Origin of the sequence: Sphingobium sp. AP49, from assembly GCF_000281715.2 — a bacterium.
Classification (GTDB): Bacteria; Pseudomonadota; Alphaproteobacteria; order Sphingomonadales; family Sphingomonadaceae; genus Sphingobium.
The window spans coordinates 851,887-878,414 of sequence record NZ_CP124576.1 but is presented as its reverse complement, the minus strand read 5'-3'; the positions used below and the strand labels follow the sequence as shown (position 1 = coordinate 878,414).

21 protein-coding genes are annotated in these 26,528 nt (G+C 64.4%); 11 read left to right on the top strand and 10 right to left on the bottom strand.

Annotated elements, in window-relative coordinates; genetic code table 11:
• Nucleotides 1–48: 48 nt before the first annotated feature.
• The 3 genes from PMI04_RS04290 to egtD all read left to right on the top strand — a co-directional run bounded on the left by PMI04_RS04290 (nt 49) and on the right by egtD (nt 3,228).
• Nucleotides 49–903, top strand: coding sequence for a GGDEF domain-containing protein (locus tag PMI04_RS04290; protein WP_007711501.1), 855 nt, complete (start codon nt 49–51; stop codon nt 901–903).
• A gap of 82 nt (nt 904–985) precedes the next feature.
• Nucleotides 986–2,254, top strand: a complete 1,269-nt coding sequence (gene egtB / locus PMI04_RS04285) for an ergothioneine biosynthesis protein EgtB (protein WP_007711495.1) — start codon at nt 986–988, stop codon at nt 2,252–2,254.
• Between the two features lie 5 nt (nt 2,255–2,259).
• A complete protein-coding gene (egtD, locus tag PMI04_RS04280; protein WP_007711493.1) occupies nt 2,260–3,228 on the top strand; it encodes an L-histidine N(alpha)-methyltransferase in 969 nt (322 codons plus the stop codon).
• On the opposite strand, the gene PMI04_RS04275 is transcribed toward egtD, so the two are convergent.
• From PMI04_RS04275 to PMI04_RS04265, 3 genes are all read right to left on the bottom strand, one after another.
• The gene (locus tag PMI04_RS04275; protein ID WP_349293594.1) at nt 3,225–3,908 is read right to left on the bottom strand and encodes an HAD family phosphatase; all 684 of its coding nucleotides are present in this window, start codon (nt 3,906–3,908) and stop codon (nt 3,225–3,227) included. The two genes, egtD and PMI04_RS04275, sit on opposite strands and share 4 nt — an antisense overlap.
• Nucleotides 3,909–4,026: 118 nt before the next feature.
• Entirely contained in the window at nt 4,027–5,085 is a 1,059-nt protein-coding gene (locus tag PMI04_RS04270; protein ID WP_007711485.1) for a DUF1176 domain-containing protein, read from the bottom strand.
• A gap of 67 nt (nt 5,086–5,152) precedes the next feature.
• The gene (locus PMI04_RS04265; protein WP_007711477.1) at nt 5,153–6,466 is read right to left on the bottom strand and encodes a NupC/NupG family nucleoside CNT transporter; all 1,314 of its coding nucleotides are present in this window, start codon (nt 6,464–6,466) and stop codon (nt 5,153–5,155) included.
• Nucleotides 6,467–6,627: 161 nt separating this feature from the next.
• On the opposite strand from PMI04_RS04265, the gene PMI04_RS04260 reads away from it, so the two are divergent.
• The 4 genes from PMI04_RS04260 (at nt 6,628) to PMI04_RS04245 (ending at nt 11,017) form a co-directional block, all read left to right on the top strand.
• Nucleotides 6,628–7,875: an MFS transporter gene (locus tag PMI04_RS04260; protein ID WP_007711474.1), complete on the top strand. Its 1,248-nt coding sequence runs from the start codon at nt 6,628–6,630 to the stop codon at nt 7,873–7,875.
• Nucleotides 7,876–7,980: 105 nt separating this feature from the next.
• Complete coding sequence (locus tag PMI04_RS04255) at nt 7,981–8,880, top strand: intradiol ring-cleavage dioxygenase (protein WP_007711471.1); 900 nt, start codon at nt 7,981–7,983, stop codon at nt 8,878–8,880.
• A gap of 44 nt (nt 8,881–8,924) precedes the next feature.
• Complete coding sequence (locus tag PMI04_RS04250) at nt 8,925–9,656, top strand: response regulator (RefSeq protein ID WP_037486712.1); 732 nt, start codon at nt 8,925–8,927, stop codon at nt 9,654–9,656.
• Nucleotides 9,653–11,017: an ATP-binding protein gene (locus tag PMI04_RS04245; protein ID WP_283184852.1), complete on the top strand. Its 1,365-nt coding sequence runs from the start codon at nt 9,653–9,655 to the stop codon at nt 11,015–11,017. Before PMI04_RS04250 ends, PMI04_RS04245 begins: the two co-directional genes overlap by 4 nt.
• On the opposite strand, the gene PMI04_RS04240 is transcribed toward PMI04_RS04245, so the two are convergent.
• Complete coding sequence (locus tag PMI04_RS04240) at nt 11,014–12,201, bottom strand: hypothetical protein (RefSeq protein WP_007709022.1); 1,188 nt, start codon at nt 12,199–12,201, stop codon at nt 11,014–11,016. The two genes, PMI04_RS04245 and PMI04_RS04240, sit on opposite strands and share 4 nt — an antisense overlap.
• A gap of 292 nt (nt 12,202–12,493) precedes the next feature.
• Here PMI04_RS04240 and PMI04_RS04235 point away from each other — a divergent pair, with 292 nt between their 5' ends.
• Nucleotides 12,494–13,468, top strand: coding sequence for a glycoside hydrolase family 43 protein (locus PMI04_RS04235; RefSeq protein WP_238535903.1), 975 nt, complete (start codon nt 12,494–12,496; stop codon nt 13,466–13,468).
• A 5-nt stretch (nt 13,469–13,473) separates the two neighbouring features.
• Here the strand turns inward: PMI04_RS04235 and PMI04_RS04230 are convergent, their stop codons facing one another.
• Both PMI04_RS04230 and typA read right to left on the bottom strand, forming a co-directional pair.
• Nucleotides 13,474–15,009 carry a right-handed parallel beta-helix repeat-containing protein gene (locus PMI04_RS04230; RefSeq protein ID WP_007709026.1) on the bottom strand — a complete coding sequence of 512 codons (1,536 nt, stop codon included), beginning with the start codon at nt 15,007–15,009 and terminating at the stop codon, nt 13,474–13,476.
• A 196-nt stretch (nt 15,010–15,205) separates the two neighbouring features.
• On the bottom strand, nt 15,206–17,026 hold the full coding sequence (gene typA, locus PMI04_RS04225) for a translational GTPase TypA (protein ID WP_007709038.1): 1,821 nt from the start codon (nt 17,024–17,026) through the stop codon (nt 15,206–15,208).
• 221 nt (nt 17,027–17,247) lie between these two features.
• Between typA and PMI04_RS04220 the strand changes: the two genes are divergently transcribed.
• Entirely contained in the window at nt 17,248–18,807 is a 1,560-nt protein-coding gene (locus tag PMI04_RS04220) for a peptidase S10 (protein WP_037486208.1), read from the top strand.
• Nucleotides 18,808–18,936: 129 nt separating this feature from the next.
• A complete protein-coding gene (locus tag PMI04_RS04215) occupies nt 18,937–19,959 on the top strand; it encodes an adenosine deaminase (RefSeq protein WP_007709043.1) in 1,023 nt (340 codons plus the stop codon).
• Between the two features lie 10 nt (nt 19,960–19,969).
• Here PMI04_RS04215 and PMI04_RS04210 read toward each other — a convergent pair whose 3' ends face one another.
• On the bottom strand, nt 19,970–20,689 hold the full coding sequence (locus PMI04_RS04210) for a methyltransferase domain-containing protein (protein WP_037486211.1): 720 nt from the start codon (nt 20,687–20,689) through the stop codon (nt 19,970–19,972).
• A gap of 101 nt (nt 20,690–20,790) precedes the next feature.
• Nucleotides 20,791–21,918: a peptide chain release factor 2 gene (prfB, locus tag PMI04_RS04205; RefSeq protein WP_007709047.1), complete on the bottom strand. Its 1,128-nt coding sequence runs from the start codon at nt 21,916–21,918 to the stop codon at nt 20,791–20,793.
• A 229-nt stretch (nt 21,919–22,147) separates the two neighbouring features.
• Between prfB and PMI04_RS04200 the strand changes: the two genes are divergently transcribed.
• Nucleotides 22,148–22,582, top strand: a complete 435-nt coding sequence (locus PMI04_RS04200) for a hypothetical protein (protein ID WP_007709049.1) — start codon at nt 22,148–22,150, stop codon at nt 22,580–22,582.
• A 33-nt stretch (nt 22,583–22,615) separates the two neighbouring features.
• On the opposite strand, the gene PMI04_RS04195 is transcribed toward PMI04_RS04200, so the two are convergent.
• Nucleotides 22,616–25,150 (bottom strand): transglycosylase domain-containing protein, encoded by a 2,535-nt coding sequence (locus PMI04_RS04195; protein WP_283184851.1) that lies wholly within the window; start codon nt 25,148–25,150, stop codon nt 22,616–22,618.
• Nucleotides 25,151–25,212: 62 nt separating this feature from the next.
• Nucleotides 25,213–26,493, bottom strand: coding sequence for an N-acetylmuramoyl-L-alanine amidase (locus PMI04_RS04190; RefSeq protein ID WP_007705892.1), 1,281 nt, complete (start codon nt 26,491–26,493; stop codon nt 25,213–25,215).
• Nucleotides 26,494–26,528: the final 35 nt, after the last annotated feature.

Sequence of the window (26,528 nt, the reverse complement as noted above, 5' to 3'; positions counted from 1 at the left end):
ATATTCGTCCAGGAACTTGCGCTTCATTCGCAACAATGAGGACAGGCAATGCAATTCTATCTCGCGACGTCCTTCATCTTTCCGCGCAGCCTGCGATTACGACTCTTCGCATTATGCTTCTTGGCCACCCACCTGCCGCTGCTCGGCTATATCGGCTGGGGCTTGGCAACCGGCCGGATCGCACTGGCCGAATTTCTGCTGCTGACCCTGGCTACCCTTATCGGCACCGGGCTGGCCTTGGCGGGAATCGGGGCGATGCTGAGCCCGATCCAGGCGTTAGCCGACACGCTGAAGCCGAACCAGGACGACGCCCCGGCCCTGACCGAGGTCGGCGATGTCATCCGCTCCCTCTTTGCCGGGGTTCATCGCGCCGCCACGACGACCCAGACGCAAATGGACGAACTACAGGTCGCGGCGCACGAGGATGTGCTGACCGGCATCGTCAACCGGCGCGGTTTCCTGGCCCAGATCGAGGCGCTGCCGCCCGAGCGTCGCCAGGGCAGCATCGCGATCATCGACATCGACCATTTCAAGCTGGTCAACGACCGGCTGGGCCATGACGAAGGCGACCGGCTGCTGCGCGCCTTCGCTGACCGCCTGTCCGCCCAGATGCGCCGTGTCGATCTGGTCGCCCGCTGGGGTGGTGAGGAATTTGTCGTCTTCTTCCAGGATTGTATCGAGGATGAGGCCTGTTGGTCGCTGGCGCGTCTGGCCGAACGGATGCGGACCCAGCCGCTGAGCGAAGTCGATGGACGGGCAGTTACCTTTTCCGCTGGTATCTGTCGATGGAGCAACGGGCCAGTGGACGATGCGCTGCGTCACGCCGACCAAGCGCTCTACGATGCCAAGCGCGCGGGGCGCAACCAACTGCGCCGCGCGGAAACGACCCGCAACGCCGCCTGATTCCGGCGAGCGGCTGGAACCTGGCCCCCTTTCATGCGCTTATCCTGGCGAGAACGGCGCAACCGTATCAAGAGGGGCGTGCATGGCCAAAATCTGGATTCAGCCGGGACAGGATGACCTTGCCAGCCGGTACCGGGCCGTTCGCGGGTTGACCGAGGCATTGACAGCGCCCCTGTCGGATGCAGACGCCACGGTGCAATCGATGCCCGATGCATCCCCTGCCAAATGGCACCTGGCGCATGTCAGTTGGTTTTTCGAGACCTTTGTCCTGCGCGACCATGTTTCAGGCTATCGTGCCTTCGACGATCGCTACGCCTATCTGTTCAATAGCTATTATGAGGCGGAGGGGCCACGCCATGCCCGGCCGATGCGTGGCATGCTCACCAGGCCGAGCCTGGCGGAGATACGGGCCTATCGCGCCCATGTGGATAACATGTTGCTCGCCGCGCTCCCATCGCTGCCCGAGGGCGCGTACGAACTCATCACGCTCGGCCTGCATCATGAGCAACAGCATCAGGAACTGTTGCTCACGGACCTGCTGCATCTCTTCTCGCAAAATCCCATCGCACCGGCCCTGTTTACCGCCCCTGCTCCCACGCCCGTACCGATCCCCGGCCCCTTGCACTGGATTGAGGGTCGGGAAGGGCTGGTAGAGATTGGCGATGACGGCAAGGCCGGCTTTGCCTTCGATTGCGAGGGGCCACGCCACAAGACATTCCTGCGTCCACATGCGCTGGCCCATCGGCCAGTCACCAATGGCGAATGGATCGGCTTTATCGAGGATGGCGGCTATCGTCAGGCCGCGCACTGGTTGTCGGACGGCTGGACCTGGGTCCAGGCCGAAGCGGTGGAGGCACCGCTTTACTGGCAACGAACCGAACAGGGATGGACCCGGTTCAGTCTGGACGGCCGCCAGCCGGTCAACCCGGCCGCCCCCGTCACTCATATCAGCCTCTATGAAGCGGATGCCTACGCCAATTGGGCCGGTGCACGTCTGCCGACGGAGGCCGAATGGGAGAGCGCGGCGCAAAATATCGCGCCTACCAGTGGCGAACAACTGGACGGGGCGACATGCCCCCGCCCGCGCGCTGCGGACGATGGGACGGCGCTGACCCAGATGTTCGGCGATGTCTGGGAATGGACCGGCAGCGCCTATCGTCCCTATCCCGGTTTCCGCAGCGCAACCGGCGCGGTCGGTGAATATAATGGCAAGTTCATGTCCGGGCAGTTCGTGCTGAAAGGCGGCAGCTGCGCCACCCCGCGCGGCCATGTCCGCGCCAGCTACCGCAATTTCTTCCATCCCCATCAACGCTGGCAGTTCACCGGACTGCGGCTGGCCAAGGATCTGTGACCGCCATGTTGCTGACCCAAGACATGCCCATTGCAACCCGAGCCGGCGATCTGGCGTTTCGCCGCGATATCCTGACCGGCCTGGCCCGTTCACCCAAGGCCACGCCGCCGGTGTGGTTCTACGACCAGCGCGGATCGGAACTGTTCGAGGCCATTACCGACCTGCCCGAATATTACCCGACCCGGACCGAAACCGCCCTGCTCGCCCATCATGGCGCCGATTTCCTGGCGATCGCCGGACCGGGTCGCGCCATCGTCGAATTTGGCGCGGGCAGCGCGCGCAAGACCCCACATCTGCTGCGTGCCATCGCACCGGCCGCCTATGTACCGATCGACATCAGCGGCGATTTCCTGCGCGCCAGCAGCGCCAAACTGGCCGCGGCTTTTCCGGGATTGCCCGTGCTGCCGGTCGTGGGTGACTTCAATGGACCGCTGCTTCTTCCGCCGGTGATCGATGGCCTTCCGCGCCTCGGCTTCTTTCCCGGATCGACGATCGGCAATATGGAACCCGACGCGGGCGTCGACCTGCTGCGCGCCATGCACCGATTGCTGGGTGACGATGCCATGCTGCTGATCGGCATGGATCGGATCAAGGACCGTGACCGGTTGATCGCCGCCTATGACGATGCCGCAGGGGTGACGGCCGCCTTCAACCGCAACCTGTTGGTTCGCATCAATCGCGAACTGGAAGGCGACCTGCCGGTCGACGCCTTTGCCCATCGTGCCATCTGGAACGACGAACTGGCGCGGATAGAAATGCACCTCGAAGCGACGCAGCCGCTCCATTTCCATGTCGCCGGCCATTGTTTTCATATGGCCGCAGGCGAGACCATCCATACCGAAAGCAGCCACAAATATGGCGCACGCGACGAAAGACTGCTGCTGCGTGCGGGCGGTTGGGAGCCCGTCCAGGAATGGACCGATGCCGAAGGGCTGTTCGCACTGGTGCTCGCCCGGGCTAAGCCCAGCGCTTAATCCGGGGCGGGCGTTTCCAGCAGCAGGTCGCGCAGTGCATGCAGGCTGGGCAGCACCGCAGTAGCAGCCAGCATCAGCTCTTCCGTCGGCGGCAGCAGATCGGGCACCATGATGGTGGCGATACCGGCGGCAACCCCCGCACGGACGCCGGCATGGCTATCCTCCACCGCAACGCAGTCCACCGGATCAACACCCATCAACTGCGCCGCCAGCAGATAAGGCTGCGGATCGGGCTTGGGCCGATCAACATCATTGCGAGTAACGACGACCTGGAAATAATGGAGTAGCCCGGCCGCCTCCAACCGCTGCTGGGCATAGGGCGCCATGGTCGATGTCGCGATCGCCATCGGAATGCCAGCGCGCGCCAGATGCTCCAGAATCAGCTCGGCGCCGGGCCGCAGCGGCACGCCGGCCTGCAGCGCGGCCACGAACAGTGCATCGCTATCGGCATAGAATTGGTCGACCGGAAAATCCTGCCCCATCCGTTCCGCCAGCATCCGCAGATTTTCGTCGCGATGGATCCCGACCATCGACAGCAGCAGTTCGTCCGACATCGGCCAGCCCATCGCTTCGCCGGTCCGGGCAAAGGCATCGCGATGCGCCGCCTCCGTGTCCAGCAGCGTACCATCCATATCGAAGATGACAGCGCGTATTGGATTGGGCAGCGCAACAGCGCTCAAGGACGGTGCATCGGAACGGGGGACTGAACTTGCCATGCCCCCCATATGATGGTTGCACCGCAATATTTCCATTGCAAAGCGCGCCAATAAGCTTGCGTCCTGCTTATTGCGGCTGCGCCTATTCCGTTACCTGCGCGGTCCAGGTGGTGATCCAGTGCCAGGCGCCCCGGCATTCGCCCATGCTGGTCGCTTCGGTCAGGCGAAAACGGGTGCCGTCCCAGACATAGGTCTGGCTGGCTCCACAATCACCAAGCCCACGCCCCTTGGCAAAGCTTTGCAGCAGCGACTTTTCCGGCACCCATCCCGCATTCACCAGGGTGGGATGGCCGATCTCCTCCATCCCCCAGCCAGGCGCATAGTCGAACGGCGCGAAGCGGAAGCTGCGACGGCCCGGAATGCCGCTGGCGATCACCGGCACGGTGGTGAAATTATAGGCGCCCGATCCGCAGGGGACCAGGATCAGCGTGTCATTCTTCGACAGGCGATGCAGTTCGGACTGGCCATTGGCCATTTCGTCGCTGCAGCCGGTGAACTTGCCCAGCGCGGTGCGTTCCTCGCGCCACAAAGCAGCGGGGGCATCGCCCGCCGAGATGACCGCGCGATGAATCTCCGGCGTCGACGGCGCGACTCGAACGGCCAGCGACCCGAGCGGTCCAGTCGCCACCAGCGCAGTGGTGGTGCCGGCCCGCCCTTGACGCGCATCCATATAGCGGATCGCCGCCCCCGCGCCGGCCAGCGAGGGACGACCGAGCGACCGGTTGCCGGTGCGCACTTCCATGATGCTGCCGCGCGCCATCGCGATCGCCAGCGCCGACGCCTGCGGCCCGCGCAGGGTCGCATCACCATCGCGCGCCGTCACCGTCGCGACCTTGCGGCCGTCGACCAGGAAACTGACGTCGGAGGAACCCTTGGCATCGCGGCTGACCCAGACTTCGGCGGCGGCATCGGGGCCGGCCGAACGGGCAACGCCGACCATCACCGGATTGTCGGACCAGTCGCCCCCGTCGGGCAGCAGCGACACCGCCTCGCACCGGTTGCGATTGTCGCAGCCGATGGTCCAGTCCTTGTAGGTTTCAAGCGTACCGGGCTTCGGCGCCGGCACATTTGTCTGCGCCGTCGCCATGCCAATGGCGCCGATGGCCGTTAAGGCGGCCGCGAAAAATCTAAATTCCCCCATCGGTTAACCATAACCGATTTGTTAAGTGGAGGGTAGAGCTTCTGTTAAGGAAACAGAATGATCCCAATCACAGGCTGAGCATCAACCCGGCCAGCGCGGCGCTCATCAGGTTGGCAAGGCTGCCCGCGACCAGCGCCTTCAAACCCAGCTTGGCGATCATCGGCCGTTGGTTCGGCGCAAGGTTGCCGGTGACCGCCATCTGGATCGCGATCGAGCTGAAATTGGCAAAGCCGCACAGCGCGAAGGTGATGATCGCGATGGTCGAGGGCGACAATGCGCCCTGTACCTGGCCAAGATTGATATAGGCGACGAATTCGTTGAGCACCACCTTGGTACCGAACAGGCCACCCGCCACCTGAGCTTCGTTCCAGGGGATGTTGAGCAGATACATGACCGGCGAGAAAACATAGCCGAGCAACTGCTGGAAGCTGAGGTCCGGAAAACCGAACCAGCTGCCGATCCCGGCAAGAATGCCATTCGCCAGCGCCACCAGCGCGACGAAGGCCAGGACCATGGCGCCAACCGCGACGGCGAGCTTTACACCCGTCTGCGCGCCCTGCGCTGCTGCCATGATCAGGTTGGCCGGCTTTTCCTCGTCATGGGTAGCGACCGGCATCGGCTCGCCCGGCGTGGTTTCCGCGTTCAACACCGCCGGACCGGCTGCGCTGCGGCGGGTTTCGGGCAGATGGATGTCATCTTCCAGCGGCAGTTCCGGTTCGCATTCCGGTTCGTCCGGCATCATGATCTTGGCCATCAGCAAACCGCCGGGTGCCGCCATGAAGCTGGCCGCGAGCAGATAGTCGATCTTGATCCCCATCGAGGCATAGGCGGCCAGGATGGTGCCGGCCACGCCCGCCATGCCGCTGGTCATCACCGCGAACAATTGCGGGCCGTTGAGGCCGGCGAGATAGGGGCGGATCACCAGCGGGCTTTCGCTCTGGCCGACGAAGATGTTGGCCGCCGCGCACAGGCTCTCCACCTTCGACACGCCCGTCACCTTCTCGATCGCGCCGCCGACCCAGCGGACGATGAACTGCATGATCCCCAGATAATAGAGGATCGACACCAGGCTGGCGAAGAAGATGATGACCGGCAGCGCCGCGATGGCGAAGCTGGCGCCGCCGATTTCCGGCTTGGCCAGCGGGCCGAAGATGAAATTGGTCCCCGCTTGGGCATAGCCCAGCAGATTGGCGACGCCGTGCGACATGCCCGCGATCACCGCGCGTCCGGCCGGCACATAGAGCACCAGCAGCGCGATCCCCGCCTGCAGCAGGAAAGCCGCGCCCACCACCCGCGGCTTGATCGCGCGGCGGTTGGAAGAGAGGGCAAAGGCAATGGCAAGGATCAGCAAAATGCCGGCGAGGCCGATGAGAAGATGCATGAAACGCTTTCGCGGGAATGGGCAAACCGCGCGACTATACAGCGCTGGCGCAGGGAGGCCAGCAGCGAATCCCGCCCCACGATATAAATGAGATAGCCTCGCTTTTTGCCGGTAAATCGGTCAGAACCATCGCGACAAATAGGGTATGACGGGGAGAGGCGATGCTGATGGAAGCCGAAAAGCCAAGCGCCGCTACGGAATGGCGGCGCCACTATATGCTGCCGATCGCCGCTGCGCTCGGCTACGCCACCAGCGTCATCCATATCTATGGGCTTGGCCCCTATATCCAGCCGATCAGCGACCAGTTCGGCTGGACGCGGACGCAGGTGACGGTCGGCCTAACCCTCTCCACCCTGGTCCAGGCGGTCTTTTCCATTCCCATCGGGCTGATGGTCGACCGGCTTGGGCCACGGATCTTCGGGCTGGTCGGGGTGCTGCTGACCTGCGGCGGCTTTGCCCTGCTGGGCAGCGCCAGCGGCAGCCCGGGCCAATGGTATCTGCTCTGGGCATTGCTGGCGCTCGCCACCCTGCCGGTGCAGGCGACGATCTGGACCAGCGCGGTCGCTACCCGGTTCGAGGCGTCGCGCGGCCTGGCCTTCGCCATCACCTTGTGCGGCGCATCGATCGCGGTCGCCATCTTCCCGCTGATGGGCAGTTGGCTGATCGGCCACTATGGCTGGCAGCGCGCTGCGCCCATCCAGGCGGCGATCTGGGCGGCATGCAGCTTCCCATTGATCTTCCTCTTCTTCCGTGGCGCGCGCGACCGGCGGCGCGGCGAAGCCGTTGCCGCCAGCGCCGCAGCGCCCGCGATCGGCGCCACCCTGGCGGAGGGCGTGCGCTCCTCCATCTATCACCGCCTGCTGCTCGCCAGCCTGCTGTTCACCTTCACCATCATTGCCCTGGTCGTGCATTTCGTGCCGATCCTGACCGATCGTGGCGCCGATCCGATGCGGGCGGCCGGCATCGCCTCGGTCGTCGGCCTCTGCTCGATCATCGGCCGGCTGGCGACCGGGCTGCTGCTCGACCGGTTCCGGGGATCGCTGGTCGGTGCCTGCGTCTTCCTGCTGCCGGCGGCCGCCAGCCTGCTATTGCTGGGCGCCGGAAACAATGTCGCGCTGCTGATCGCGGCGGCCGCGCTGATCGGACTGACATTGGGCGCGGAGGTCGACGTGATCGTCTATCTCACGACCCAGCATTTTGGCCTCAAGACCTTCGGCGGCCTGTATGGCGGATTGTTGATGGCGCTGTCGGTCGGCACCGCCACCGGACCATTGGGCGCGTCGGCCATTTTCGATCGCTTCGGTAACTATGCGCCGTTCCTGTGGATCACCCTCGCCCTGATGGTCGCCAGTAGCCTGGCGCTCGCCAGCCTGCCGCGCCCGGCCTTTGCCCGCCCCCGCCACGGTTGACATAAAGCGCTACAAAGCCGTCACGTCGCGACATCGCGGGGATATATGTCCCGCCTAGTCCTGCCCTTCTGACAGTCCAACAAGGCGACAGAAGGGTAGAGCGAGATGATGCAGGATGGTGCGCAGGACCATGGCCACGGCCTGGCCGACGATCTGGCGCAGATGCGCAAGTTGGCGGGCGAGGCGATGGGCCGGCGCCGGACGTTGCGCCTGCTCTTTTCGGCCGGCAGCGCCGCGCTGATCACCGCCTGCGGCGGCGGCGGCAGTGACAGCGAAAGTGACACATCGACGGCAACTCCGACGCCCACCCCTACCCCGACGCCGACACCCACGCCGACCCCGACGTCAAGCAGCTGCATCGCCGATCCGGAGGAGACCAACGGCCCCTATCCGGCGGACGGGTCCAACAGCAGCAATGGCAGCGTCGTCAATGTGCTGGACGATAGCGGCATCGTGCGCACCGACATCCGGTCAAGCTTCGGATCGTCGAGCGGCACGGCCGAGGGCGTCTATATGCAGCTCACCATCACGGTGGTGAACGTCAATGGCAGCTGCGCGCCGCTGGCGGGCTATGCCGTCTATATCTGGCATTGCACCCGCGACGGCCTTTATTCGCTCTACACCGTGCCCGGCGAAAATTACCTGCGCGGCGTGGGCGTCACCGATGCCAATGGCCAGGTGACCTTCACCAGCATCTTCCCCGGCTGCTATGACGGGCGCTACCCGCATATCCATTTCGAGGTCTATCCCAGCCTGGCCAAGGCGACCAGCTATGCCAACCGCCTGCTGACCTCGCAGTTCGCGATGCCGACGGCGGCCTGCAACACGGTCTATGCGACCAGCGGCTATTCCAGCAGCAAGACCAATTTCGCCAAGATCACCACCAGCAGCGACAATGTGTTCGGCGACAACACATCGGCCCAGGTCGCGGCGATGACACCCACCATGACAGGCGATGCGACCAACGGCTTCACCGGCACGGTGACGGTCGGCATCGCCATCTGACAGGAAATATGCGGATGACTTTGCAGGGATCGCCTTCAGTCGATATGCTGACCGCCAATATGGACGGATCGCGCATATTGGTGGTCGACGATGATGCGGACATCCGCATCCTGTTGTCGGATTTTCTGGAACAGCATGGCTTTGCCGTGACCGCCGTCGCGGACGGCGTGGCGATGGATCAGGCGCTCGCCGCGCAGACATTCGACATCGCCGTGCTTGACGTGATGATGCCCGGCGAGGACGGCCTGTCGATCCTGCGCCGGCTGGCCGCGAGCGGCGACCTGCCGATCATCATGCTGTCGGCGATCGGCGGCGATATCGACCGGATCGTCGGACTGGAAATGGGGGCGGAGGATTATCTGCCCAAACCGTGCAATCCGCGCGAACTGCTCGCCCGCGTCCGCACCGTGCTGCGCCGCAATCGCCGCCAGCCATCGGAGCTACAGGTGCCAGCCGGCCAGCGGCTGCGCTTTGGCGGCTGGCAGGTCGACATGGGCGTGCGCCTGTTGACCGACCCTGACAATGTCGTTGTCACTTTAACCGACGGCGAGTTCCGCCTGCTGCGCGCCTTTATCGAGCATCCGCGCCGGGTGCTGAGCCGCGACCAGCTGCTCGACTATTCGGCCGGCAGCGACGCAGAAAGCTATGACCGGGCGATCGACGTCCAGGTCAGCCGCCTGCGCCGCAAGCTGGAGCGTAGCGGCATGGGTGACGAACTGGTCCGCACCATCCGCAACGAAGGCTATATGTTCACCGCCGAGGTCCGTACCGCGTGAGCCCGGCGACGTCGCAGCCCGCTGGCGACGGGGGCCGCTACAACCCATCGATCCTTACCCGGATCGTCTTCCTGGTCGCTGCCACCCTGCTGCTGGCGCTGGGCGCGATGATGCTGGTCGCCTTTCGCGGCCCCCCGCCCCATGCCCGGCCGATGATGCTGGTGGAAGCCGCCGGCCTGCTGCGCGGTGGTACCCAGCCGCCCGGCAGCTGGCAGATCAGTCGCTATGAGTCGGATCGTGCCCCTGCCGCCGATGCGGGGCAGGAAAGCAATCGTCCCGGCGCCGAGCGCATTGCCGGTCTGCTGGGTGTGCCGGCCGCCGCGGTGGCGCTGATCCAGGAACGCCCCCCCATCGGCATGCCGCGCCCCGGTCCGGAAGCCGGGCCACGGCCGGACATGGGCATGGAATTCGATCCCGGCCGGATGATGCTGCGCGGCAGCTTTGCCCTCGCCGTGCGCGAGGACGGCAAGAACTGGACCGTGGTGCTGGGCCGACAAGGCCCGAACTGGCGCTGGTATGCGATCACCCTGTCGCTGATGGCGGGCATTTTCATCCTGCTGCTGCTGCCGGCCTATTGGGTCGCGCGGCGCATCACCCAGCCGATCCGCCTGCTGTCCGAAGGGGTTGCGCGCGAACGTCCCGAACGGGCCGAGCCGCTGCCGATCGGCGGGCCGCCCGAGGTGCGCGCCATGGGCATCGCCTATAATCACATGCGCGCGCGGATCGCCGATTATGTCGCGGAACGCACCGCCATGCTGGTGGCGATCGCGCATGATCTGCGCACGCCGATGACCCGCCTATCCTTTCGCCTGGAGCAATTGCCCGACGGCCCGCGCGCCAAGGCCCAGGCCGATGTGCAGGAGATGCGGGCGATGGTCACCGACCTGCTCGACTTCATGCGCGAGGGTACGGAAGGACGGCAGCGCAAACGCATCGACCTGTCCGCGATCATCGAGACCCTGGCCGACGATCTGGCCGACATGGGCCATGACGTCGCCGTCACCGACAGCCAGCGCGCTGTAATAGAGGGCGACGCGCTCGCGCTGCGCCGCTGCATCGGCAATATGGTCGAGAATGCGGTCCGCTATGGCGGATCGGCGCGCGTCAGCCTGCGGATCGAGGGCGCGCGCGCAATTGTCGATGTCCTCGATTCCGGTCCCGGCGTCCCGCCCGAGATTCTCGACCGGCTGTGCGAACCCTTTTATCGCGGCGAAGCGTCGCGCAATCGCGAAACCGGTGGTGTGGGCCTTGGCCTCTCGATCGCACGCACCATCGCGGAGGGGCATGACGGCGCGATCAGCTTTGCCAACCGGACCGAAGGCGGCCTGCGCGCGACCTTGACCCTTCCCCTCGGCCGCTAGACGAGCAGCCCCTTCAGTTCCTGCAACACGACCATCGTCGGCATCGACAGGAACATGGCCGGGACGAAGGGCGACAAGGTGGCCAACCCCAGGATCAACAAGCTGCGCAGGTCTACCGGCAAGAAGCGCATCGAATAGACATTGGAAACAACGCCATAAAGATCCGCTGCCGCCGAAAAATCCGGGGCCGATAGCAGGTCCGGCTGGTCCTCTGCCGGTCCGTCAAACCAGCGGCTTTCAAACGATCGGCCCAGCGCCACCGCCAGTGCGCCATAATACATGGCATTGCGCCGCCATGCCCGCGCCATGGTGGGGGCAAAGACGAACAGCGGGGCAACGCCAAGCACCAGCACCAACACTGCCGTACCGCCAATCAGAAAACCGTCGGTCAGTTGCGTATTGGCGCCCTCCAAATGGACATTGGCAAAGCGCCCAGCGGTAATGCAGCCGATCCCTGCGCCAAAAAAGGCGAAGGCCCGTACCGCCTGGGCCAGGAAGCCCAGGCCACCGGCATTATCGGGATGGGCAACAACCAGCCTCAATTGCATCCCAGCGATCCGGTGCAGCAGCCGTGTCCAGATCAAGATGCGCCACAACCACCCCATCAGCAGCGTCAGCAACAACGGCACGCTGATCAGCAGGTGCCACCAGCCCGCAGCCGAAGGCTGGTGCACATCGCTGGTAAGCCAGGGTGCCAGCCCATGATCGGACAGGCCCGTCGCCCATAGCGCAAAGATTACGGAATAGGACAGCAGCAGCACGATCGCCTCCGCCCAGGGCGACCGCACCAGTTGGCGCGCCCGCACGACCTCCGCTTCCAGCCGGGCAACATGTTCGGGCGGCACCAGGCCCGAAGTCGCGAAATGCCGGACCAACGTCCCCAATCGCCGCGCCGTCTCGATATGGGCAACCAGCAGGATCGGCACGCCAAAGGCAAAGCGGGCATGAACGCCGACATCGCGCAGGAAGCTGCGCAGGTCGCTTGCCAGGTCATGGCTGGGCGCCACGATCACCAGCAGCAGCAACGGCAGCCAGCCGATTGCCAGCGCCACCAGCGCGCGCGGGGCGACATGGGGAAAGATTGGCGCGGGCAACCGGAACAGCAACGGCAGTCCGCGTGGTGGCCCCCATTCAAACAGGTCAGGCTCCTCCACGTCCGCATGCTGCGCCTGATCCTGGGCCAATCGCCGCCTCCCATTGTCGGTGCCGAACCGGCAAGACGATAGGAAATGCGTTCCTCCACACCATCGGGGTTTGTGCGGAGTCGGCGTAGAAATGCGCCGGGTTCGCGGAAATGCGCTGGCCCGGGAACTCTCGTACGGCTTGACGGTTGGCTGTCAGCCGGTCGACCGATCTGCTAACTCTCATCCCCCGCCCCGCTTCAGAAGGCTCGCCCCTTCTCGGATCGGAGCCGCTGTAAGGAGCTTTCCGATGCGCTTGGCACGTTTCTGGGGCATGATGATAGGGAGCCTCGCCATGTTGCTATCTCCCGCGGCGTCCGTAGCCGCTCCGGCTGCAGCCGATTCCTTCCGTAACCCCCTGTTGCCGTCCGGGCCGGACCCGTGGGTGATCCAGAAGGATGGCTATTATTATTATATGAGCACGCTGGGCAACCGGCTGGCGATCCGCAAGGTCCGCAACATGGCGGATCTGGCCCGGTCCCAGGCAGTGACGATCTGGACCCCACCTGCGACCGGCCCCAATTCGGCGTCGATCTGGGCACCCGAGTTGCACTGGATCGGCAATCGCTGGTACGTCTATTATTCCGCATCGGACAAGGCGCGCGACAAAGCAGGCAATCGCCATATCTTCGTCCTCGAAAATCCATCTGCCGATCCGACCAAGGGGCAATGGACCGATCGCGGCATGGTCAATACCGCCAATCCGGGCATCGACGCCACCGTCTTCCAGGTCGGGGGCAAATGGTATTTCGCCTATTCCCCGTTCATCTGGCCCGACAGCCTGCTGGCCATTGCCGCGATGAAAAATCCCTGGACGCTGAGCGGTGAAACGATCATCGCCCGCCCCGACCAGCCCTGGGAGCGGGTCGCCGGCGCCCAGATCGTGGAAGCGCCGCAGTTCCTCTCCGGCCCCAAGGGCGACCTGTTCCTCATCTATTCGGGCGGCACCTGCAAATCCGACGATTATGGGCTGGGCATGTTGCGCGCCAAGCCGGGCAGCAACCCGCTAGATCCCAAGGCATGGCAGAAGACCAAAAGGCCGGTCTTCACCAAGAATATCCGGGCTGGTGTGTACGCGCCCGGCCATGCCGCCTTCTTCACCGCGCCCGACGGCCAGAATTGGATCATCTACCACGCCAATCCCGGCCCCAACATGCAATGCACGCAGAAGCGCTCACCGCGCATCCAGCCCTTCACATTCGATGCGACCGGCGTGCCCAGCTTCGGCCCGGCGGTCGGGGCACCCCAGGCACTCGCCCGACCGTCCTGAGCGGGTCAGAAGATGTGGGCATCCTTGAACGGGGGCCAGCGCGCTTCGGGCAGGGCGACCAGCGCGCCTTCATCGTCGAGCGTGTGGCACCCGTCATTTTCGATGAAATAGTCGAAACGGCGGGCGCCGAAGACCCGGTTGTCGCGGAAGATGCAGCCGATGCTGGTCGGGCGGACGCGGAAGCCGCGTTCGCGTGCGATCAGTTCGTTGGCGAACAGGAAATTGAAGGATGACCCGAAATTGCGGTTATCGAAATTCTTGCGATAGCCGATCCCCTTGGTCCCTTCCGAACTGGAATTGCCCATGTGCATTTCGGCAAACACATGGCGGTCATTGTCGCCGCGCGCGTTGTTCGACAGATAATTGTGGGCGATCAGGTTGAACTGCGCGGACCGCACCGCCTTGATGCCGCCGCCATAATTGCCGATCACCCGGTTCGACGACACGCTGTTCATGTCCGAATAGTCGATCGACACCGCCGGCAGCTTCGCCTTGGCACCCAGCTTCTGGTCGAAATCGGCCGCGTCGATATGGTCGAGCCGCAGTTCCTCTTCGGTCTGGTTGAACCGGCCGCCGCATTCGGTGAAGAAATTCTCCTCCACCAGGTTGAAGCAGGACTGGTGGTCGACGCAGATCCCCTCCTTGTCGCACTGGATCACCATATTGCCCCGGACATGGGTGAGCAGCGACCCGCTGAGATAGATGCCCTGCGAACGTGACCGCAGGATCTTGTTGTCCAGCACATGGACATGGCGCGGACGCTTCGCTCCGATGAAATGGGCGAACACGCCATTATGCAGCTGGTCGTCGGCGGTAGGCTCGCCGGCCTTCAGCGTGACGCCGTCGTCATATTCGTCGCGCAGATGCTCCAGCGCCTGGATGCGGATCGCCGCGGCATAATTGCCGATCTTCAGCTCGCGCTGGTAGATATCCTCGAACAGGTTGCGGCGGATCATCAGATAGGAAATGTCGCCCCGCACCATGAAGCCGCCATAGCCGGTGCCGCGTACGGTGCAGTCCTCGATCAGCAGATGGTGGCAGGCATCATCGACGTGCATGGCGTAGCGCCCGGCATAGTCGACCACCACATCCGCAATGCGCACGCCCTTGGCCGACTGGACCCGGATCGCGGTCGCCGCCTCGCAGCGCAGGGTCAGATGCGAGATGGTAATATCGTCGCAGCCTTCCACCGCGATCGCCGTGCTGGTCACGCTGCTTTCGACATAGGTGCGGCCCGAACGCGACCCCCGCAGCGTGCAACCCGATTTCAGGATGATCGGAAAATCGAGCCGATAGCGGCCCGGATCGAGCAGATATTCCACACCCGCTTCCAGATCCTGCAGCAGTTCGGCGGCATTGTCGCGATTGACGCGGATACGGCGGCGGCGAGGCGCCGGATCGATGAAGCGAAAGGCGTCGATCGCCTGGAAGGCCAGTGGCTGCCGTTCCAAGGCGCATCGTTCCAATATCTGCCGGACGAGGCTTTCATCCTGCGCCAGCGCGCCACTGAACAATGTATCGACCGACGGTTCCAGGATCATGCGGGCTTCCCGAACAAGAAACGATGAATAACGGGTCGCGCGTCAACATGATCGCGCCCCCCAACACAGATACAATGCAGATAAAGCTCGCGAAATCCATCCCTATTCCCGCGCGATATCGTGGCATTCAGGGACAGAAAAATGGCCCGCCCTCGCAATCGAGGACGGGCCGTTTTCATGCCGAAGCGGTACGATGTCAGGCCGCAGCCTTCGAGCGGCTCATGCGCTTGCGCTCGTTCGGATCGAGGTAGCGCTTGCGCAGACGGATCGTCTTGGGCGTCACTTCGACCATTTCATCATCGTCGATATAAGCGATCGCCTGCTCCAGCGTCATCTTCTTGGGCGGGGTCAGGCGGACGGCGTCGTCCTTGCCGCTGGCGCGGAAGTTGGTCAGCGCCTTCGACTTCATCGGGTTGACTTCAAGGTCTTCGGGCTTGGCGTTCTCGCCGATCACCATGCCTTCATAGAGGGCTTCGCCCACGCCGACGAACAGGATGCCGCGATCTTCCAGCGGACCCAGCGCATAGGCGTTGGCTTCGCCGGCACCGTTCGAGATCAGGACGCCGTTCTTGCGGCCTTCGATCTTGCCCTTGTGGGGGCCGTACTTCTCGAACAGGCGGTTCATGATGCCGGTACCGCGCGTGTCGGACAGGAATTCGCCATGATAGCCGATCAGACCGCGCGAGGGCGCCGAGAAGGTGATGCGGGTCTTGCCACCGCCCGAGGGACGCATGTCGGTCATCTCGGCCTTGCGGATGTTCATCTTGTCGACGACCGTACCCGAAAATTCATCGTCCACGTCGATGACGACGGTTTCGTACGGCTCGGTCTTGCCGCCATTCTCGTCCTCGCCGAACAGCACGCGCGGACGCGAGATGCCCAGTTCAAAGCCTTCGCGGCGCATGGTTTCGATGAGCACGCCCAGCTGCAGTTCGCCACGGCCAGCGACTTCAAAGCTGTCCTTGTCGTCCGATTCCGTCACCTTGATGGCGACGTTCGATTCGGCTTCGCGGGCCAGACGGTCGCGGATCATGCGGCTCGTCACCTTGCTGCCTTCACGGCCAGCCATCGGCGAATCGTTCACGGCGAAGCGCATCGACAGGGTCGGCGGATCGATCGGCTGCGCTTGAATCGGTTCGCTGACCTGCGGATCGGCAATGGTGTTGGCGACGGTCGCGACGGTCAGACCGGCCAGCGAGATGATGTCGCCTGCCTTGGCTTCGTCGACCGGAACGCGGTCCAGACCCTGGAACGACATGATCTTCGAGGCGCGGCCGGTTTCGATCACATTGCCATCCATGTCGAGCGCGTGGATCGGCTGGTTGACCTTGACCGTGCCCGACTGGACGCGGCCGGTCAGGATGCGACCCAGGAAGTTGTCGCGGTCGAGCAGCGTGACGAGGAAGCTGAACGGCGCGTCCTGATCCAGCGACGGCGGCGGGACATGGTCGACGATCTTCTGGAACAGCGGCTCCAACGTACCTTCACGGCGTTGCGAATCTTCGCTGGCATAGCCGTTGCGGCCCGAAGCATAGAGGACGGGGAAGTCGAGCTGTTCGTCGGTGGCGTCGAGCGTCACGAACAGGTCGAACACTTCGTCCAGCACTTCCTGGATGCGCTCGTCGGGACGGTCGACCTTGTTGACGACGACGATGGGCTTCAGACCCAGGGCCAGCGCCTTGCCGGTCACGAACTTGGTCTGCGGCATCGCGCCTTCCGACGAATCGACCAGCAGGATCACGCCGTCGACCATCGAGAGGATGCGCTCCACTTCACCGCCGAAGTCGGCGTGGCCGGGCGTGTCGACGATGTTGATGCGGGTGCCGTTCCATTCGACCGAGGTGGGCTTCGCCAGAATGGTGATGCCGCGTTCCTTTTCCAGGTCGTTCGAGTCCATGGCGCGTTCTTCGACGCGCTGGTTGTCGCGGAAGGTGCCGGACTGACGGAAAAGCTGGTCGACGAGCGTGGTCTTGCCATGGTCGACGTGCGCGATGATCGCGATATTACGCAGGGACATGTCTTGCCTTTGGGATATGGGGCTCCCCTGGCCGACACAAGGCCGCGCAGAGGCTTCGGGCGCGCCCCTACAGGAAATGACGCGTTGCGGCAAGGGCAGCGGAAGGATCGGCCGGAGGGCAGATGAATATCCTGTCATGTTATGATGTTTCCCTTGCCCCGCTGTGGCAGCCGCCTATGACACCGCGTCAGGTTCGCACCCTGAAAAGAAAAGGACACCCCATGCGGCTGACCGCCACCCTTGGTTTTGCTTCCCTCCTCGCCCTTTCCCTGTCCCACCCCGCCCTCGCCCAGAAGGATGGCGCGCCCGACGCCGCCAAGCAGCATGCCGAGCAGACGGCGGACGAGATCGCCAAGAACTGGGCCAGCGCCCCGGTCGAGGAAGTGACTAAGACCAGCAAGGGCACGGCCAGCGTCGACGGCAAGTCGATCGCCTATACCGCCACCGCCGGCACGCTGACCATCCGCGACGCCCAGGGCAAGCCGACCGCCAGCGTCTTCTACACCGCCTATACCGCGCCGGGTAAGCATCGCCCGCTGACCTTCTTCTACAATGGCGGTCCCGGTTCGGCCTCGCTGTGGCTGCGCATGGGCAGCTTTGCCCCCGACCATGTCCGCACCGGCAATCCCGAACCGGTCGCGCCCGCGCCCTTCGATGTCGGCCCCAATCCCGACAGCCTGATCGGCAGCACCGACATGGTGTTCCTGGATGCGGTGGGATCGGGCTATTCGCGGCCGCTGGGCGATGCCAAGGGCGCCGACTTCTATGGCGTCGACCAGGATGTCGATGCCTTTGCCAAGGCGATCCTGCGCTACACCACCAAGAATGGCCGCTGGGGCGACCCCAAATATATTTTCGGCGAAAGCTATGGCACCACCCGTTCGGGCGCGCTCGCCTATCAGCTGGAAGATCGCGGCATGGCGCTGAACGGCGTCATCCTGCTGTCGTCGATCATGAATTATGGCGTGCGCCAGTCGGGCTTCGACACCATCCATATCGGCTATCTGCCCAGCTATGCCGCGACCGCCTGGTATCATAACCGCGTACCCGGCGGCCGCCCGGCCAGCCTGGAAGCCTTTGTCGAGGAAGCACGCCAGTTCGCCAACGGCCCCTATGCCGCCGCGCTGCTGAAAGGGCAGGACATCAGCGCCCAGGAAGAGGACGCCGTCGCCCAGCAGATGAGCCGCTTCACCGGCCTGTCGGTGGACTATCTCAAGCGCGCAAACCTGCGCGTGAGCCTCAGCCGCTTCCGCAAGGAATTGCTGCGCGACGGGCGCGAGACGCTGGGCCGGTTCGACAGCCGCTACAAGGGGATCGACGAGGATGCGGCGGGCGAGGATCCCGAATATGATCCGTCGGACACCGCGATCAGCGGCCTCTATGTCGGCAGCTTCCTCGATCAGCTGACCAACAAGCTCGGCTATCAGACCGACCTCAGCTATCGGCTGAGCGCACGAGAAGGCGGCACCTTCAACTGGGACTGGAGCCATGAGCCGCCGTCGGGCCGCAAGCAGAATGTCGCCGACGTCACCGCCGACCTGTCGACCGCGATGCGCATCAACCCGCATCTGCGCGTGCTGTCCTTGAATGGCTATTATGACATGGCGACGCCCTTCTTCTCGACCGAGCGGGACCTGAAGCACATGATGCTGGAGCCGGCGCTGCGGCCGAACCTGCAGTTCAAATATTATCCGGCGGGCCACATGGTCTATCTGAACCCGGAAGCACTCCACCAGATGCGCCTCGACATGGAGCGCTACTACGCCGAGGGCGCGCGTTAATGCGTATAAGGGGCGGTGGTCATCCACCGCCCCATTCAATGGGCCGCCATCGGCGTGCCGGCGCAGGCTTGCGCTTTGATCCCAGTCGCGGTGTAGTAGCGCGATGATCACACGACGGCACTATCCGGCATGAATGGCGACGATCGCTTCGTCAGCGCCCTGCCCAAGGCAGAATTGCACCTGCATATCGAGGGGAGCCTGGAGCCCGAGATGATGTTCGCGCTGGCACAGCGCAACCGTGTCTCCATCCCGTTTGCCAGCGTCGATGATGTCCGCGCGGCCTATCGCTTTTCCCGGCTGCAGGATTTCCTCGACATCTATTATGCCGGCGCCGATGTCCTGCGAACCGAACAGGATTTCCACGACCTGGCGCTCGCCTATTTCGACCGGGCGGCGGCAGACGCCGTAGTTCATGCCGAAATATTCTTCGATCCGCAGACACACACCGATCGCGGCATTCCGTTTCAGGTGGTCGCCGATGGCCTGTTGAGCGGCATGGCCGAGGCCAAGCGCAAGCATGGACTCAGCTCAGGCTTGATCCTGTGCTTCCTGCGCCATCTGGACGAGGAGGCGGCGCTCCGGACGCTGGATCAGGCCGAACCCTGGCTCGACCGGCTGCTGGGCGTTGGCCTCGATTCCTCCGAAGTCGGGCATCCGCCGTCGAAATTCGCCCGTGCGTTTGAACGCGCGGGGGCCATGGGCCTGAAGCGCGTGGCCCATGCCGGCGAAGAAGGGCCGCCCGCCTATGTCCACGAGGCTCTGGACATATTGCGGGTCGACCGGCTGGACCATGGCAACCGGTCGCTGGAGGATGCGGCGCTGACCGCGCGGCTGGCCAGGGAGGGTATGACGCTGACCGTGTGCCCGCTGTCGAACCTGAAGCTGTGCGTGGTCGACAGCATGACGGCGCATCCGATGGCGGACATGTTGCGGCTGGGTCTGCGGGCGACGGTCAATTCGGACGACCCCGCCTATTTCGGCGGCTATGTGAACGACAATTACCGGGCGCTCGCCGCCACCGAGAAGCTGAGCCGGGAGGATTTCGTCACGCTGGCCCGGAACAGCTTCACCGGCTCCTTCCTGGACGAGGCGACGATTGCAGGGCACCTGGCAGCGGTGGATCGCTATGTTGCCGGGTTCGACGCGGACTAAAGCGCGAAGCCTATCCGCGCAGGGCGCAGGGGACGATGCTGGACGGATCGGGGCGCGCCGTGCTGCGGCGGAAGCGGGCCATATAGCCGCCGGCCGTCGGCTTGGAGATCATCTCCTCCAACCGGAATCCCATCGCCGCAAGTTCGCAGGTCAGCAGGCGCCGGGGCGTGCCGTGCTGGTCGGTCGGCCGATCGGCATCGACCACGATCAGTTCGCCGTCGGGCTTGAGCGCCGGGCTGAGATGCCACAGGAAGGCATAGGGCTCGGCGATCTCATGATACATATGGACCATGAAGATGCGGTCGAAGCTGTTTTCGGGCAACTTGGGGTCTTCCGGCGCGCCCAGCTTCACGCTGACATTGGTCCAGTCCTCGCGGGTGATGCGGCGGCTCAGCGCGTCGATCACCTCGGGCAAGATATCCTCGGCCAGTACCCGGCCCCGGGGACCGACGCGCCTGGCCAGGCGCACGGTATAATAGCCCTCCCCCGCGCCGATATCGGCGATCGTCATGCCCGGACGGATGCCGGCCCGGTCCATGATATCCTCGGCTTCATTGACCCGATCACGCGCTTCCTCGCTCGACCAGCGGGTCGACACGATCGGCGCCACCGGCCGGTCTGCACGGGGAAAGGGTTCGGCCGTGGCCGAGCGATCCGACTGATTGCCGCCCGCCAGCGGCCCGCAGGCTGCCAGCAGGAACAACGGCCCCGCCAGCATCATGCGGATCATGAGCATATCGACGAAGTCAGAAAAGAAAGGACCATGTTCGCAGTCTCTTTTTATTTCCCGCATTTTCCGAGCCGCCAGGCAAGCCTGGCTCGAAAATGCTCTTAGTCGACATCCTCCACATCCACCTTCTCGCCCGTGACCTTCTGCGACAGGGCGGCGGCCATGAACGGATCGAGCGCGCCGTCCAGCACATCGTCCGGTGCGGTCGAGGTGACGCCGGTGCGCAGATCCTTCACCAACTGATAGGGCTGGAGCACATAGGAGCGGATCTGGTGGCCCCAGCCGATCTCGGTCTTGGCCTGATAATCGGTGCTGGCCGCTTCTTCGCGTTTGCGCAGTTCCGCCTCGTACAGGCGCGCCTTCAGCATGTTCATCGCGGTAGCGCGGTTCTTGTGCTGCGAACGGTCGTTCTGTGAGGCCACGATGATGCCCGAGGGAACGTGGGTGATGCGGACCGCGGAGTCGGTGGTGTTGACGTGCTGGCCGCCCGCACCCGATGCGCGATAGGTATCGATCTTGAGGTCGGATTCCTTGACCTCGATATCGATATTGTCGTCGATCACCGGATAGACCCAGACCGACGAGAAGCTGGTGTGGCGGCGCGCAGCGCTGTCATAGGGGCTGATGCGGACCAGGCGATGGACGCCGCTTTCGGTCTTGGCATAGCCATAGGCATTTTCGCCCTTGATGAGGAAGGTCGCCGACTTGATGCCGGCGGTTTCCCCCGCCTGATAGTCGACCAGTTCCACCTTGAAACCGCGCCGTTCCGCCCAGCGGCGATACATGCGCGACAGGATTTCGGCCCAGTCCTGGCTTTCGGTGCCCCCAGCGCCGGCATGGATTTCCAGATAGGTATCGCTGCCGTCGGCTTCGCCGGCCAGCAGCGCCTTGATCTTGTCCTCGTCAGCGCGCTCGGCAAGGGCCTTCAGCGATGCGATCGCCTCGGTCACCATATCCTCGTCGCCTTCGGCATCGGCCATCTCGATAAGCTCGGCGGTGTCGGTCTTCTCGGTCTCGATCGCACGGGTGGCGCTGATCGCGCCGTCCAGGCGGGTACGCTCGCGCATCACCTCCTGCGCCAGCTTGGCATTGTCCCACAGGGTCGGATCCTCGACGCGGGCATTCAGCTCGTCCAGCCGGCGCAGCGCCCGGTCCCAGTCGAGGAAGCGGCGCAGCAGGTCCAGTGCGGCGTCGATACGGTCGATATATTGCTGCGCTTCGGCGCGCATGGGAGGTCTCCAGAATCTCGTGGCGTCCAGCGTCAGCTACCCGAACGCATCAAACGCTTGCCCCTATCCCAGGCCGGGCTTTTTGGGAAGATCAATCCGCCGGACGGCCGGGTGCGGCAACGCCCCGAAATCTGCGGGACATAATCGCATCTTAGCCCGGCGGTGCAGACCGCCCCGATCGAGGACGGCGCATCAAAGGGGGAAAACCTTTTCGATGAAAGGCGATCCCATGCCCCCAACCACCCCGATGCCGGCCGCGCACAGCCCGGCCACCCTCTATATCCTGCTCGGCGCCGTGCGCTGCTGGGCGGCCGCACGACGCAGACGCAGGCCGGCGATGGCCCAGTTGCACCTGCGGCTGCGGCGCTATGGCTGCGAACAGCTATCCCCTGCGCTCGACAGCCTGCTGCGCCTGGGCGAACAGGTGACCGGCCATGGCCTGCGTACCGGGCGGGGGACGCGACTGACCGAAGACGAAAATCTGCTGATCGACCTGTTGCAGGCGCGCTGGACTGGCCCCGTTCCCTACACCTGCAGCGACGCGATCGCCTGCGCCTTCTGCTATGCGGTGCGGTCGACCCAGATATTGCTGGCGCAGGCGCTGGAGGACCGGCGCAGCGGCACGGCCATGTCGATCCGCAACGCCGATCCGCATCACTGCTGAGAAAAAGAGGGCGGGCGCAAACGCGCCCGTCCCTCAATAGATGCCGCCCTGATCCTGCAGGAAGTCGGCGTCATTGCGCTGGCGGGTGCGCACCGCATCCGCCTTGGCCGCGACCTTGGCCTGCGCCTCTGCCTCTTCCTTGCGGATGGTGCGGCGCGGTTCGGATTCGGGCTTGAACGCTTCCCAGATGACGGCGGGCTTAGGCTCGTCGGTCGGCCAGGCGCCATAGACGCGCTTACCCGAACGGCGATCGATCGCGACCATGCGGATACCGGCCGGGGCGATGAACGGCGTCTTGGGCATGGTCTCCAGGACCGGCGCCATCGCCTCCTTCCAGATCGGCGCGGCGATACGGCCGCCCTGCGCCCAGCCACCCAGGCTGCGCGGCTGGTCATAGCCGATATAGACGCCGGCGACGAGATCGGGAGAGCCGCCGACGAACCAGACATTGGTCGGGCCATTGGTGGTGCCGGTCTTGCCGAACAGCGGACGCTTGAGGTCCGCGAGCACGGTTGCAGTGCCGCGCTGGATCACGCCTTCGGTGATGTGGACGACCTGATAGGCGGTCATCGGGTTCATCACCTGCTTGCCCTCGAAGCCGAAGCGCGGCATCGCCTTGCCGTCCCAGTTCGCCATGTTGCAGCCATCGCAGGCATGCCAGCGTTCCGGCCAGATCACCTTGCCGCGCCGGTCCTGCACATAGTCCATCAACTTGGGCGCGAACTGCCGCCCCTGGTTGGCGAGCGTGGCATAGGCGTTGACCATATGCTCCACCGTCGTCTCGCCCGCGCCCAGCGCGAAGGAGAGATAGGGCTGATAGTCGCCGATGCCCATATTCTTGATGGTGCGCACCACACGATCCATGCCGGTCTGGCTGGCCGCGCGCACGGTCATCAGGTTGCGCGACTGTTCCACGCCCCAGCGCATCGTCTGCGGACCGGCGCTGCCGCCCGAGAAGTTGCGGAAGCATTTCTGGCCAAGGCCCGCGCCCTGATAGACGCACAGCGGCCCGTCGACGATGATCGAGGCGGGGGTCATGCCATTGTCGAGTGCAGCGGCGTAAACGAAGGGCTTGATCGTCGAGCCCGGCTGGCGCTTGGCCTGGGTCGCGCGATTATAGGAGGAGAGCCGGTAGTCGAAACCGCCCTGCATCGCGCGAATACGGCCCGAATGCACTTCCTCCACCACCATGCCACCCGACACTTCGGGAATGTTGCGCAGTGCCCAACTGGCGCCGTCGCGCGCGACGATGATCAGGTCGCCCGGCTTCATCGCCGAGATGGCGGGGCCGCCGGTGCGACGATAGGGCAGCTGGGCGAGGCCGGCCGGCAGCGTGCCGGTGGTGCCGTCGGCAAAGCCGATCTGCGCGCCGCTGCTGTCGCGGCTGATGACAACGGCGACCCGCCAGCCGGCATAATCGACGCTGATGAAGCTGGCGGCGAGTTCGCGTTCCCAGCCCTTGTCGATATCGACATGGCCGACCGGGCCGGACCAGCCGCGCCCGGCGCCAAAGCGCAACAGGCCGTTGCGCAACGCAGTCTGGGTGTGGTCCTGCACCACCGGATCATAGGGACTGCGTACCCACAGGCCGCCGGCATAGACGCTGTTGGGGCCATCCTGCGCCTTTTCGCCGAACTGCTGGATCAGGCGACGGCGCACCTCTTCCATATAATAGCCGCCGGCATTGGCGTCGAAGCTGGAGCCGTGGGCCGCAACGGTGCCAAGCGGCTGGGCGACGGCGGCATCGCGCTGGGCAGCGGTGATCCAGCCATTTTTGAGCATCTCACCCAGCGCCCAGTTGCGGCGATCGAGCGCGCGGGCGTGGCCGGTCGTGCTTTCCGGCCGATAATTGGCCGGCCCCTTGGGCAGGATCGCCAGATAGGCCATTTCGGGCAGTTGCAGGTCGGCGACATCCTTGTCGAAATAGGCGCGCGCCGCCGCCTGCACGCCATAAGCATTCCGGCCGAGGAATATCTGGTTGAGATAAAGCTCAAGGATCTGTTCCTTGGTCAGCACATTTTCCATGCGCCAGGCCAGGATCATCTCCTTGACCTTGCGCGTGGGCGAATATTCGTCGCCGATCAGCAGATTCTTCGCCACCTGCTGGGTGATGGTCGAGCCGCCCCGCGCGCGCTGGCCCGAACCAAGCTTGCTGGCATAGTCGAACACCGCGCCGGCAAAGCCGGGAATGTCAACGCCATGATGTTCAAAGAAGGTCTTGTCCTCCGCCGCCAGATAGGCGTGGATCAGCAATTGCGGATAATCGCTATATTGGAGCTGGACGCGGCGTTCGCGGGCATAGCTGTGGACCGGCTGGCCGTTGATGTCGCGCACCATGGTCGGCAGCGGCGGCTCATATTCCAGAAGCGTCGCCGCATCGGGCAGCCCGCGCGCGAAGATCAGCCAGAACAGGAAGATGGCGAGCAGGACCCCACCCAGCAGGATCGCGGCCCAGCGGAACAGGCGGCGTTGCCATAGCCCGCCCAGCCGACTGGCGAAGCCCCCCGCGTCGCGACGCAGGCGATAGGCAAAGGACGATGCGGGCGGATTGGAACGGGCCTCTTCCATGGTGAAAGAGGCTCTAGGGTCAAAAACCGATCAATGCCAGCACCGATCGGCAAACGGACCCGTCAGCCGCCCGATCCGCCATCCCGCATCGCCAGTTTGCGTGCGAAATGCACCTCGATCGCGCGTGTCACGCCCCGGGCGATGCTCTGCTGCCCCTCCCGCGAGGCAAGGAACGCCGCATCCTCCGCATTGCTGATATAGCCGGTCTCGAACAACACCGATGGCGTATCCGGCGCCTTGAGCACCATCAACGAGGCAAAGCGATGATAGGCGCTGCGGAAGGGCACATAGGGCGCCGCTTCACGCTGCAGCAGACGCGCGAAGTTGGCCGAGATGTTCATCGATTCGCGCTGTGTCAGGTCGATCAGGATCGAAGATACGTCACCTGACTGGCCGCCCAGATTCACCCCGTTGATGATATCCACCTTGTTTTCGCGGGCCGCCAGGCGTGCAGCCTCGCGATCCGATGCGGTTTCCGACAGCGTATAGACGGTGGCACCATGCGCTTCGCCATTTTCCGCCGAATCCGCATGGATGGAAATGAACAGGTCGGCGTTGAGCTTGCGCGCGATGCCATAGCGTTCCTGCAGCACCAGGAAGCGATCATCGTCCCGGGTCAAAGCCACACGAACACGTCCGGACCGGATCAACTGGTCCCGGATCGCCTGTGCGATCGCCAGGGTCACGTCCTTCTCGCGCTTCCCATTTTCGGGATTAATCGCACCAGGATCATGGCCGCCATGGCCGGCATCGATCACGACCAAGGGCCGTGCGCCATCGCGCGCGCCTTCGATCGGCGGTAGCGATACGCCGCGCGCCACTGGCGGAATCGGCACAGTAATCGAATGGATACGCTTTTGCGGTCGCGCGCTCATATCGGCGGGCGCATCGAAGCGCAGACGCCCCTGCCCCACAGCCGTACGGAAGCGCGTGTCCGACACCCCTTGCAGCAGGAAGCTGAGCGATTTGCCATCCGGCGCGATCTGCGGATCACCCAGCATCGTCGGCGCAGCAAGATCCAGCACGATCCGCGCCGTTCCTTCGGTGAGCTGCCCCTGCCGAACGGCAGCGATCGCGGCGCTGGAGCCCGCATAACGGCCACGGCCCGCCTGCGCCCCGGCGATATCGAGCGCGATCCGGCGTGGCCCATCGAGCAGAAAGGCCGATGCGCCTTCCACGCTGTCGTCAAAGCGGACGACAACCCGATCATCCCGCACATCAACGGCTGATATGCCGCCGGCATTGCCCGGCGTCGCAGCCAGAACCGTGCTCGCCAGCGCAAGAATATTAAGCATGCGCTGCTTGTGCAACGCAGCCCTATCGGCCGTCCAGCCAATTTTCATGACGTCTATCCGCCCAGCGTCCCCACGCTAAATCC

Coding starts and splice junctions, on each gene's coding strand:
- PMI04_RS04290 (WP_007711501.1), top strand. CDS start 49: ATGCAATTCTATCTCGCGACGTCCTTCATCTTTCCGCGCAGCCTGCGA.
- egtB (WP_007711495.1), top strand. CDS start 986: ATGGCCAAAATCTGGATTCAGCCGGGACAGGATGACCTTGCCAGCCGG.
- egtD (WP_007711493.1), top strand. CDS start 2,260: ATGTTGCTGACCCAAGACATGCCCATTGCAACCCGAGCCGGCGATCTG.
- PMI04_RS04270 (WP_007711485.1), bottom strand. CDS start 5,085: ATGGGGGAATTTAGATTTTTCGCGGCCGCCTTAACGGCCATCGGCGCC.
- PMI04_RS04265 (WP_007711477.1), bottom strand. CDS start 6,466: ATGCATCTTCTCATCGGCCTCGCCGGCATTTTGCTGATCCTTGCCATT.
- PMI04_RS04260 (WP_007711474.1), top strand. CDS start 6,628: ATGCTGATGGAAGCCGAAAAGCCAAGCGCCGCTACGGAATGGCGGCGC.
- PMI04_RS04255 (WP_007711471.1), top strand. CDS start 7,981: ATGATGCAGGATGGTGCGCAGGACCATGGCCACGGCCTGGCCGACGAT.
- PMI04_RS04250 (WP_037486712.1), top strand. CDS start 8,925: ATGCTGACCGCCAATATGGACGGATCGCGCATATTGGTGGTCGACGAT.
- PMI04_RS04235 (WP_238535903.1), top strand. CDS start 12,494: ATGTTGCTATCTCCCGCGGCGTCCGTAGCCGCTCCGGCTGCAGCCGAT.
- PMI04_RS04230 (WP_007709026.1), bottom strand. CDS start 15,009: ATGATCCTGGAACCGTCGGTCGATACATTGTTCAGTGGCGCGCTGGCG.
- typA (WP_007709038.1), bottom strand. CDS start 17,026: ATGTCCCTGCGTAATATCGCGATCATCGCGCACGTCGACCATGGCAAG.
- PMI04_RS04220 (WP_037486208.1), top strand. CDS start 17,248: ATGCGGCTGACCGCCACCCTTGGTTTTGCTTCCCTCCTCGCCCTTTCC.
- PMI04_RS04215 (WP_007709043.1), top strand. CDS start 18,937: ATGAATGGCGACGATCGCTTCGTCAGCGCCCTGCCCAAGGCAGAATTG.
- PMI04_RS04210 (WP_037486211.1), bottom strand. CDS start 20,689: ATGATCCGCATGATGCTGGCGGGGCCGTTGTTCCTGCTGGCAGCCTGC.
- prfB (WP_007709047.1), bottom strand. CDS start 21,918: ATGCGCGCCGAAGCGCAGCAATATATCGACCGTATCGACGCCGCACTG.
- PMI04_RS04200 (WP_007709049.1), top strand. CDS start 22,148: ATGCCCCCAACCACCCCGATGCCGGCCGCGCACAGCCCGGCCACCCTC.
- PMI04_RS04195 (WP_283184851.1), bottom strand. CDS start 25,150: ATGGAAGAGGCCCGTTCCAATCCGCCCGCATCGTCCTTTGCCTATCGC.
- PMI04_RS04190 (WP_007705892.1), bottom strand. CDS start 26,493: ATGAAAATTGGCTGGACGGCCGATAGGGCTGCGTTGCACAAGCAGCGC.